A 10271-nucleotide genomic window follows, 5' to 3' on the forward strand; every position below is an offset into this window, starting at 1 on the left:
ACAGTGTCCGTGAAGATCAAACGTTCCGTCTATGCCGACATGTTCGGGCCCACCACCGGCGATCGTGTGCGGCTCGCCGACACCGATCTCATCATCGAGGTGGAGAAGGATTTCACCACCTATGGCGAGGAGGTGAAGTTCGGCGGCGGCAAGGTGATCCGCGACGGCATGGGGCAGTCGCAGGTCACGAGCGCGCAAGGGGCGGCGGATACCGTCATCACCAACGCGCTGATCGTCGACCATTGGGGCATCGTGAAGGCCGACGTCGCGATCAAGGAAGGCATGATCTCCGCGATGGGCAAGGCCGGCAATCCCGACATCCAGCCCAATGTCGACATCATCATCGGCCCCGGCACCGATGTGATCGCGGGCGAGGGCAAGATCCTCACCGCAGGGGGATTCGACAGCCACATCCATTTCATCTGTCCGCAGCAGATCGAGCATGCATTGATGAGCGGCGTCACCTCGATGCTGGGCGGCGGCACCGGCCCCTCGCACGGCACCTTCGCGACGACCTGCACGCCGGGGCCCTGGCACATGGGGCGGATGATCCAGTCCTTCGACGCCTTCCCGGTCAATCTCGGCATCTCCGGCAAGGGCAACGCATCGCGGCCGGCGGCGCTGGTCGAGATGATCAAGGGCGGCGCCTGCGCGCTGAAGCTGCATGAGGACTGGGGCACGACGCCGGCGGCGATCGACAACTGTCTTGCGGTCGCTGACGATCACGATATCCAGGTGATGATCCACACCGACACGCTCAACGAATCCGGCTTCGTCGAGGATACGGTGAAGGCGTTCAAGGGCCGCACCATCCACGCCTTCCACACCGAGGGTGCCGGCGGCGGCCACGCCCCTGATATCATCAAGATCGCCGGGCTGAAGAACGTGCTGCCGTCCTCGACCAACCCGACGCGCCCGTTTACGCGCAACACCATCGACGAGCATCTGGACATGCTGATGGTGTGCCACCACCTCGATCCCTCGATCGCCGAAGATCTCGCCTTTGCCGAAAGCCGCATCCGCAAGGAGACGATCGCAGCGGAAGATATCCTGCACGATCTCGGCGCGCTCTCGATGATGTCCTCGGATTCGCAGGCCATGGGCCGGCTCGGCGAGGTCATCATCCGCACCTGGCAGACCGCGGACAAGATGAAGAAGCAGCGCGGATCGCTGCCGCAGGAGAAGGGCAACAACGACAATTTCCGCGTCAAGCGCTACATCGCCAAATACACCATCAACCCCGCGATCGCGCACGGCGTCTCCAAGCTGATCGGCTCGGTCGAGAAGGGCAAGCTCGCCGACCTTGTGCTGTGGTCGCCGGCGTTCTTCGGCGCCAAGCCGGACCTGATCATCAAGGGCGGCTCGATCGTGGCGGCGCCGATGGGCGACCCCAACGCCTCGATCCCGACCCCGCAGCCGGTGCATTACCAGCCGATGTTTGCGGCGTACGGAAAATCGCTCACCGCATCCTCGGTGGTCTTCACGTCCAAGGCGGCGGTCGCCGGCGGGCTGGCGCGCAAGCTTGGTATCGGCAAGAAGCTCTATGCGGTCCAGAACACGCGCGGCAAGATCTCCAAGAAGAGCATGATCCACAATGACGCCACGCCCAGGATCGAGGTCGATCCGGAGACCTATGAGGTGCGCGCCGACGGCGAGCTTCTGACCTGCGCGCCCGCCGAGGTGCTGCCGCTGGCGCAGCGCTATTTCATGTTCTAAAACCTCTCCGGCAAATACGCCCAGAAACCAAAGCCGGGAGGAAATTCCGTGATCTACGTCGTCGCTACACTGACCATTAAGCCTGAAACGCGCGCCGAATTCATTGCGGCCGCCACCGCCTGCATCAAGGAGACGCGGAAGGAGCCCGGCAATATCGCCTATGATCTGCACGAGAGCGTCACCGATCCGACCAAGATGGTGTTCGTCGAGCAGTGGGAGAATGCCGAGGCGCTGGTGCCGCACCGCACCGCCGATCACATGAAGACCTTTGGCCGCGTCGCCGTGAAGTGCTTCTCGGCCCCGCCGAAGATCGAAGTGATCACGCCTGAGAAGGTCGAAGTTCGGTAAAAGAGAAAGCCAGATGATCCGCGCGACGTCCGTCAAGCCGCAACACCGCTGGAATGAGCCGGCGGCCGACACCGTGGTGCTCGATTTCGACGACCGCCACCGCCGTCGGATGGCGATGACGGGCACGCGCGGATTGGAATTCCTGCTCGATCTCGAGAACGCGATCGCGCTGCGCGGCGGCGACGCACTGGTCCTGGAGGACGGCCGGCTGGTCGAGGTGGTGGCCGCGCCCGAGCCGCTTCTGGAGATCCGCGGCGCCGACCCGCACCATCTGATCCGCGTCGCCTGGCATCTCGGCAACCGCCATCTGCCGACGCAGATCATGAAGAAGGGCCTGCGCATCCGGCGCGATCACGTCATCGAGGCGATGGTGAAGGGGCTGGGTGCACGCGTGATCGAGATCGAGGCGCCGTTCGATCCCGAAGGCGGCGCCTATGCCGGCCATGCGCATGAAGGCGACGCGGCCGCGCATCACCACACCGGCCATGACCATGCGCATGATCATGGCCACGATCATGATCATGATGATCACCACCACCATCACGGTGATCACGATCATCATCACCACGACGAGCATTGCGATCACGACCATCACCACCATCACGACCACTCCCATGCTCATGACCACAAATGAGCTGCCGCGCAGCGAGGCGTGGGGTGGGATGACGGAGAGCGAGGCCGCCTCGCTCTACCGTTTGATGACCTGGCTGTCGCCGTCGTTCCCGGTCGGGGCCTTCTCCTATTCCAGCGGCCTCGAATGGGCGGTCGAGGCCGGCGACATCAAGGATGCCGCCTCACTGCGCGGCTGGCTCGCCGCGATGCTGAGCGACGGCTCCGGCTTCTGCGATGGCGTGTTCCTCGCCCGGACGCATCAGGCGACCATGGTGCGCGACCTTGCAAAGCTGCGCGAGATCGCCGAGCTGGCCGCCGCCTTCGTGCCCTCGCGCGAGCGCCAGCTCGAGACCACGACGCAGGGCCGCGCCTTCATCGACACGGCGCGCGCCGCCTGGTTCTCGCCCGGCTTCGACGAGTTCATCGCCGCCTGCGACGGCGCGATCGTCTATCCCGTCGCGGTCGGCCTGGTCAGCGCCGCGCACGACATTCCGCTTGCGCCGGTGCTGCACGCGTTCTTCCATGGGGTGGTCTCGAACTGGATCTCCGCCGGTGCCCGCCTGATCCCGCTCGGCCAGACCGATAGCCAGCGCCTGCTCGCCGCTCTCGAACCCGTGGTCAGCGCGACCGCAATCCGCGCGCGCGACGCGTCGCTCGACGATCTCGGCAGCGCCACCTTCCGCGCCGATCTCGCCAGCCTGCGCCACGAGACGCAATATACGAGGCTGTTCCGGTCATGACGCGCTCTTTGTTGTCCCGACCCTCTCCGTCGTCCCCGCTCTCTCCGTCGTCCCCGCGAAGGCGGGGACCCATAACCACAAATGTTCGTGGCTATATCGGGTCGGGGCCACAGCCTTTCTCGACAATCAACTCCGGTGGTTATGGGTCCCTGCTTTCGCAGGGACGACGATAGAGGCGCTCCCATGACATCTTCTTCTCACGGCCCGCTTCGCGTCGGCGTCGGAGGTCCGGTCGGATCTGGCAAGACCGCGCTGATGGACCTGCTCTGCAAATCGATGCGCGAGCGTTACGACATCGCCGCGATCACCAACGACATCTACACCAAATGGGACGCCGAGTTCCTGGTGCGCTCGGGCTCGCTCACGCCGGACCGCATCGCCGGTGTCGAGACCGGCGGCTGTCCGCACACCGCGATCCGCGAGGACGCCTCGATGAATCTGGCGGCGGTCGCCGACATGCGCGCGAAATTTCCTGGCCTCGATCTGGTGCTGATCGAGTCCGGTGGCGACAACCTGGCCGCAACCTTTTCGCCGGAGCTTGCCGACCTCACGATCTATGTCATCGATGTCGCCGCCGGCGACAAGATCCCATCCAAGGGCGGCCCCGGCATCACCCGTTCCGACCTGCTGGTGATCAACAAGATCGACCTCGCTCCTCATGTCGGCGCGTCGCTTGAGAAGATGGAGACCGATGCGAAGCGGATGCGCGGTGAGCGTCCCTTCGTCATGACCAACCTCAAGAAGAGCGACGGGCTTGAGCGCATCATCGCCTTCATTGAGGCCAAGGGCGGCCTGCGCCCGAAAGCCTCTGCCAAAGGCAAGGCAAGGGCGGGTTGAATCGTGTGTTAATATGATATCCGATTTGTTAATATTTTTAACGCGGTGAGCTCGTAGTCCCGGGTGAAGCGACGCGCAACCCGGGACATCTGCGTCGACGTCCACGAGCGGTCCGGGTTACGCTCACTACTTTCACGCAAGCTGCAAACGGCGGGTGCGACGAAATATTCCTTGCCGCAATGGGAACAAAATCCAGCCACTCCCATTAGCCAACTCTGACGCTGCTTTCGCCAGCTGGAGCCGGCGCCGGCCGTCGTCCACGTTAATTGCCGCCTTCCGTTGCGTACCGATGCTCGCCACTCCATATTCCGCCGCGGTTGGCGTTCACCCCGTATCCGATCGTTGTCGCCCCCGCAGACGCCAGATGTCCGCTGTTCATCTCCGCCAACCCACAGTCTCCGAGTAACAGCGTGGTCCGGCTGGGCTTCATTATCGCCTTCATTGCGCTGATCGGGGTGCTGCTCTCCGGTCTCGCGGCCTATCGCGTGCACGAGCAGGAGCTGACGCTCGACGGCATCGCGCTGGCGCGGGCGATCGACGTCCACGCCAGCCTGGTGCAGGACCGGCTCACCGAGCGCGAATTGCTCGCCCGCGTCTCCTCGGGCCTGTTTCGCGCGCCGTCGGTGGTGAAGGCAGACATGCTGCAGCCGCTGCGCTCCTCGATCTATGCCTTCAAGACCGATTTCGTGATTGCCGCCTGGATTGCGCGGCTCAGGCCCGACGAGCTCCCGGCGGCGGAGCAGGAGCTGAAGAAGGCCGGCTTCCCCAATCCGACCATCCGCGACTTCGACGACCAGCCCCTCGACATCAAGGCGCTCGACAAGCCCGTCAACGTGATGATGGACCTGGAGCCGCGGACGCCGGAGACCATCATCCTGCCGGGCCGCAGCTTCGACCACCATTCCGTGATCGGGCCGATGCTGGCGCAGGCGATGGCGGACGGCAAGCCCGTGGCGTCGGATCCGATTCCGCTGTTGCGCCAGAATGGGCCGATCGGGGTCGCGCTCGCCGCGCCGGTGTTTCAGCAGGGCGCTTCGGAGCCCGCGGGATTCGTCACATTTTCGTATGAGCTCGGGCCGTTGATGCTGGCGAATGACGATATGTCGCTGTTCTCGGTGGTGCTGAAGGACCCGCGCGATTCCAACGACGAGCTGGTCGCCAACGACCAGGGCGTCATCACCTCGCGCGCAGTGCGGCCGGATGGGCCGGCGCCGTCGATGGTCCGGACGGTGACGTTCGGCGGCCGCGATTGGTCACTCGCTTATTACGCCAAGACCTCCGCCGCCGCGCGGGCGAACCAGACCGCAGCGATCGTGGCGGCGATCGGCCTCGCGCTGACCGGCATCGTCTGCGGCCTGTTCGGCTATGTGGCCTACAACAATCTTCGGCTCAGCCGCGAGATCGAGGTGAGGATCGGGTTCGAGCGGCGGCTGACCGCTGTGATCGACGAGCTCAACCACCGGGTCAAGAACATCCTGGCCGTGATCCAGTCGATCGTCACGCGCACATTGCGCCATGGCTCGGACATCGATGCCGCGCGCGATCTCCTGATCGGCCGCATCCACGCCATGTCGAACGTGGTCACGCTGCTCAGCGAGAGCCAGTGGCAGGGCGTGAAGCTGAAGGGACTGTTCGAGGCCCGCGCGATCCCTCATGCCGAGCGCATCGCGATCTCCGGTCCCGATATCGCGGTCAGCGCGCGCGCCGCGCAGTCGCTGTCGCTGTTGTTCTTCGAGCTCGCCTCGCATTCCGACGAGGGCCTGTCCCTGGTCGGCAAGCATCCGCACATCGTCGCTAACTGGGAAGTCAACGGCAAGGATGCGGAGGCGATCTTTCATTTCCGCTGGGAGGAGTTCAACACCAGCGAAGCCACCCGCCGCCCCGATTCCGATTTCGGCCTGATCCTGCTCGACCGCGTCGCCCCCGAAGCGCTCGGCGGGACGGCGAAACGCTACTTCACCGACATCAGCTACGTCTACGAGCTCACCGCGCCGATGGAAACCGTCATCGACATGAACGAGCGCGACCGCACGGAGAAGTTTTCCGCACCGGTGCGGCCGGCGCGCTGATTGCAGGCCGGTGGCGACCCTGCTTCCCCTCCTGGTGAGGAGCCGCGTAGCGACCATCTCGAACCATGAGGCCCCGCCGGTGGCCTCGCTCTTCGAGACGGTCGCGGAGCCTGTCATCGGGCCGCGCTTCGCGCGGACCCGTTGGCGACCTCCTCAGGGTGAGGGGATAAGTAGGAGCACGCCGTCGGAATAGATCCGTAGGTAAGTGTGTAGGAGCGCAGCGTGCCCACCATTCACGGGCGGTGCAAGAGAAGGCGGGCGCGCGGAGCCTGTCATCGGGCGCGCGTTCGCGCGACCCGTTGGCTTTGCCCATCCTACGCATTGCTCTCGCCGTCATTGCCGGGCTTGACCCGGCAATCCAGCATCCCTCAGAAAAATCTCTTTTCCGAGATGGATGTGCGGGTCAAGCCCGCGCATGACGATCAAGAGCTGGCGAGCATCAGCCGCCGTTGCCGCCGATCACGGCGCGCACGGTGTCATCGGGGCCGAAATCTTCCGCGCCTTCGACATAGAGCAATGCGCTCAATTTCGATCGCGCGCGGTTGACGCGGCTCTTGATGGTGCCGACGGCGCAGCCGCAGATCGCAGCCGCGTCCTCGTATGAGAAGCCGGACGCACCGACCAGGATCAAAGCTTCACGCTGGTCTTGCGGCAGCTTGTCGAGTGCGGCGCGAAACTCCTCGAACTCCAGATGCGCATTCTGCGCAGGCTGGGTCTTCAGAGTCTTGGCATAGTTGCCCTCGGCGTCCTCCACCTCGCGCCGCCGCTTGCGATAGTCGGAGCGGAACAGGTTGCGCAGGATGGTGAACAGCCAGGCCGGCAGGTTCGAGCCGGGTTGGAACGAGTCGATGTTGGCGATTGCGCGCAACAAGGTCTCCTGCACCAGATCGTCGGCGCGGTCACCATTGCCGGAGAGCGAAATCGCGAACGCGCGTAGGCTTGGCACCGACGCCAAAATATCGTCGCGAAGTTGGTCGGTGAGAGGCATCAGTCCCTCCCGTCATTTTTTGCTGCTTGCTGCTCGTCAGTCTCTGCCAAATGCTTGGCGGCCTCCGCGGGGTCATCGAGCTTGCGGATAAGCTCCGCAAAGCGGTCCGGCACGCCCTGTCGCACCACATCATCGTACATGGCGCGAAGCTGGTGGCCGATTCTCGATTGGATCTCAGCGTTGAGACCGCCCTGCTTCTTGGTTTCCTTCATGATCTGATCCACGTTTCCCCGAGAGGTTAAGTCCCTGTGTTCCAAGCAGTTTCCTCGAAATTCGGTCTTGGCCGCGTTTGCTGCCGGTCGTACGCTAATTCGAAGTTCGCCCGAAAGTTCCGAATGTCCGGAACTTTTTGTGGAACTTTATCGGCGCTCAAGCGTAGTCCGGGCGTAACGCTCAAGGGGAAGGCGGGTCGCCCCACCGGATGTGCCGGCCCGAGAGATATAAGGCGTTTCAGGCAATTGCCTCGAACACAAGGATGGAGTGGGAATGTCCCGATCGCAGCTCGTTGCCGAACACTTGCCATTGTTGCGGCGCTACGCCCGCGCGCTGACCGGAAACCAGGCGTCGGGCGACGCCTATGTCGCGGCCATGCTGGAGGCCCTGCTTCAGGACCCCGCGCTTCTGGATGAAACGCACGGTCCGCGTGCCGGGCTGTTCCGGCTGTTCACCCAGATCTGGAATTCGGTCTCGATCAACGACAACGCCGAGGTAGCAACGTTGGCGCTGCCGCCGGAGCGCCGGCTTTCCAACATCACGCCGCTGCCGCGGCAGGCCTTCCTCCTGCTGTCGCTGGAGGGCTTCTCGGAAGAGGAGGTGGCCTACATCCTCAACATCGATATCGGCGAGACGCGCAAGCTCACGGATGCCGCCGGCCGTGAGATGGCCGCCGAGATCGCGACCGACGTCCTGATTATCGAGGACGAGACCTTCATCGCGATGGATCTGGAAAGCCTCGTGCGAAATCTCGGCCACAATGTCATCGGCGTCGCCCGCACCCATTCGGATGCGGTGGCGCTCGCCAAGAACAAGAAGCCCGGCCTGATCCTCGCCGACATCCAGCTCGCCGACGGTTCGTCGGGGCTGGACGCGGTGAATGAGCTATTGCGCGTGTTCGAGGTGCCGGTGGTGTTCATCACCGCCTATCCCGAACGCTTCCTGACCGGCGAGCGCCCGGAGCCGGCGTTCCTGATCTCAAAGCCGTTCCAGCCCGCAATGGTCTCGGCCGTTGCGAGCCAGGCGCTGTTCTTCCAGCGCAATTCGCGCAACCGTGCGCCGCGCGCCGCCTCGGCGTGAACTGACTCTGGTTAGGTCGACTGATCCGGCGTGCCGCACGGCGCGCCGGATTTTTTGCACCGAGACATCCGCCTTTCATGTGACCTTTGTGCTGGGCGATGCTGTTCGCCTTGCCGGTTGCGCGTGACGAGTATTTGTTTCGAATGCAATCTCTTCAGGTTAACCCTGCTTAAGAGAGTTCGCGGCTTTGGATTCACCGACCTTTAGGCCGGTCCGCATATGGTTGCATGCGTTCAGCCACACAACCATCCCAGGAGACCAGCCGTGCGTAACCTTGTTTCCCGTTTCATTAAGGACGAGTCTGGCGCGACCGCCATCGAGTACGGTCTGATTGCCGCTCTTATTGCCGTCGTGATCATCGGCACCCTTCGAGCCATCGGCACCGATCTCAATACCAAGTTGGTAGCGGTGGACGACGGCCTGAAGTAAGTCGCCGGCTCTTTCTCAGAGGGTGTGCACGTGGAAGGTCCGGCCAAAGGCAGCTTTGGTCGGCTTTCTATTAGGGAGTCATCAAATGCGTATTATGGTCTTGCTGGCGCTTGTCGTCTTTAGCGCCGGAGCCGCCCACGCTGATACAGAAATCGTTACCCGCACGCGCAGGGACAGCTTGGGATACACCACGACCACTTCGACTTCGAAGCATGGCACGTACACCATCACCACCGGCCGCAACAGCTTGGGTGAGACGGTCACCACTTCGCGTTGGCAATCGAATAGGCCCCGGAGCTTCCAGGAGCGGGCCATGGGGCACTGACCGCCGAAGGTAGGGAAGCCGGCCTGCCCCTCGAAAACTCCGACGAAAACTCCGACAAAAAAGTAGAGCGCGACCGGCATCACCACGGTCGCGCCCTACATCGCCGGTCAATGGGGCAGGGGGAATAACCGGCTGCCAGAACGACGCGGACCGCGAAAAAACGTTCCGAGATTCCGAAAATAATTTTGAACACGGTTAAGTGATCCGCAGACATACGAACGGGGGCGTTTCGTTCGAGTTGTGTTCGTGATCGCCATGGGGCGAGGGATGAATCGCCATGTCACAGATATTGAAGGGAATTTTAGGTGCGCTCGCCGTTTCTTTGACCTTCGGCGCCGTGCAATTTGCCTCCGGGCATGATCTCATCGGGGGCCAGAGCCTCATCACCTCCACCAAGGCGGAACATGACGTCAACCGTACGGCGAAGGCCGACCGGGCGACAGTTCCGGCAGCCAACGGCAAAACCGAAACCATTTCGCTGAAGCTCGACAGCCTGGCCGAGACCTCGGTCGTGATCCGCGTTCCCGTCGTCAGGGACGAGGCGCGCAGCCACCCCAAGCCGCCTGCGTTGATCAAATCCGGCGAGCGCAGGATGACGGTCGCCTGCGAGCCCGTGGTGAGCGTGCTGACCGAAGTAGCAAAGCGCCTGCAGCCCGGCCGCTGCGTCACCTAAGCTGATCGTTCTTCGTTCTCTCTCCATCCGTCATTCCGGGCTCCATGCTTCGCATCGCCCCGGAATGACGGCGGAGAAAAATTCACCAGCGATTCCAAGTTGATTTGCCTCGTCCAGCCCTCGCGCGAAAAACATTCCGCTTTCGTCGTCGGGCAAATCAGTGATTTAACTCCGCGCGTCTCACGGCGGATGAGGGGCGGGTCGCGATCGTCACGAACGTTGCGGTGAGATGCGGTGGACG

The 10271-nt window shown here is 63.3% G+C and carries 13 protein-coding genes; 9 read left to right on the top strand and 4 right to left on the bottom strand.

What is annotated here, in order from left to right; all coding sequences use genetic code 11:
• Positions 1-3 precede the first annotated feature (3 nt).
• The 6 genes from ureC (at position 4) to YY7_RS0122020 (ending at position 6322) form a co-directional block, all read left to right on the top strand.
• Positions 4-1716, top strand: coding sequence for an urease subunit alpha (gene ureC, locus YY7_RS0121995; RefSeq protein WP_028165121.1), 1713 nt, complete (start codon positions 4-6; stop codon positions 1714-1716).
• A gap of 48 nt (positions 1717-1764) precedes the next feature.
• A complete protein-coding gene (locus YY7_RS0122000; protein WP_028165122.1) occupies positions 1765-2064 on the top strand; it encodes a putative quinol monooxygenase in 300 nt (99 codons plus the stop codon).
• 13 nt (positions 2065-2077) lie between these two features.
• The gene (locus tag YY7_RS0122005; RefSeq protein WP_028165123.1) at positions 2078-2698 is read left to right on the top strand and encodes an urease accessory protein UreE; all 621 of its coding nucleotides are present in this window, start codon (positions 2078-2080) and stop codon (positions 2696-2698) included.
• Positions 2685-3416, top strand: a complete 732-nt coding sequence (locus YY7_RS0122010; RefSeq protein ID WP_028165124.1) for an urease accessory protein UreF — start codon at positions 2685-2687, stop codon at positions 3414-3416. Before YY7_RS0122005 ends, YY7_RS0122010 begins: the two co-directional genes overlap by 14 nt.
• 183 nt (positions 3417-3599) lie before the next feature.
• Entirely contained in the window at positions 3600-4253 is a 654-nt protein-coding gene (gene ureG / locus YY7_RS0122015) for an urease accessory protein UreG (protein WP_028165125.1), read from the top strand.
• A 410-nt stretch (positions 4254-4663) separates the two neighbouring features.
• Positions 4664-6322 carry a CHASE domain-containing protein gene (locus YY7_RS0122020; RefSeq protein ID WP_028165126.1) on the top strand — a complete coding sequence of 553 codons (1659 nt, stop codon included), beginning with the start codon at positions 4664-4666 and terminating at the stop codon, positions 6320-6322.
• 439 nt (positions 6323-6761) lie between these two features.
• Here YY7_RS0122020 and YY7_RS0122025 read toward each other — a convergent pair whose 3' ends face one another.
• Both YY7_RS0122025 and YY7_RS0122030 read right to left on the bottom strand, forming a co-directional pair.
• Complete coding sequence (locus tag YY7_RS0122025; protein WP_027579243.1) at positions 6762-7310, bottom strand: sigma-70 family RNA polymerase sigma factor; 549 nt, start codon at positions 7308-7310, stop codon at positions 6762-6764.
• Entirely contained in the window at positions 7310-7522 is a 213-nt protein-coding gene (locus YY7_RS0122030; RefSeq protein WP_028165127.1) for a NepR family anti-sigma factor, read from the bottom strand. Before YY7_RS0122030 ends, YY7_RS0122025 begins: the two co-directional genes overlap by 1 nt.
• A 274-nt stretch (positions 7523-7796) precedes the next feature.
• On the opposite strand from YY7_RS0122030, the gene YY7_RS0122035 reads away from it, so the two are divergent.
• A complete protein-coding gene (locus YY7_RS0122035; RefSeq protein ID WP_028165128.1) occupies positions 7797-8603 on the top strand; it encodes a response regulator in 807 nt (268 codons plus the stop codon).
• 264 nt (positions 8604-8867) lie between these two features.
• Complete coding sequence (locus YY7_RS52390) at positions 8868-9032, top strand: Flp family type IVb pilin (protein ID WP_063623389.1); 165 nt, start codon at positions 8868-8870, stop codon at positions 9030-9032.
• An 81-nt stretch (positions 9033-9113) separates the two neighbouring features.
• On the opposite strand, the gene YY7_RS0122045 is transcribed toward YY7_RS52390, so the two are convergent.
• Complete coding sequence (locus YY7_RS0122045) at positions 9114-9437, bottom strand: hypothetical protein (RefSeq protein ID WP_028165129.1); 324 nt, start codon at positions 9435-9437, stop codon at positions 9114-9116.
• A 197-nt stretch (positions 9438-9634) separates the two neighbouring features.
• On the opposite strand from YY7_RS0122045, the gene YY7_RS0122050 reads away from it, so the two are divergent.
• Positions 9635-10030, top strand: a complete 396-nt coding sequence (locus YY7_RS0122050) for a hypothetical protein (RefSeq protein ID WP_028165130.1) — start codon at positions 9635-9637, stop codon at positions 10028-10030.
• On the opposite strand, the gene YY7_RS62545 is transcribed toward YY7_RS0122050, so the two are convergent.
• Positions 10027-10271: hypothetical protein (locus tag YY7_RS62545; RefSeq protein WP_210164702.1), on the bottom strand; the 245-nt coding region annotated here is incomplete at its 5' end. The two genes, YY7_RS0122050 and YY7_RS62545, sit on opposite strands and share 4 nt — an antisense overlap.

Source organism: Bradyrhizobium elkanii WSM2783 (assembly GCF_000472865.1).
Taxonomy (GTDB): domain Bacteria; phylum Pseudomonadota; class Alphaproteobacteria; order Rhizobiales; family Xanthobacteraceae; genus Bradyrhizobium; species Bradyrhizobium elkanii_A.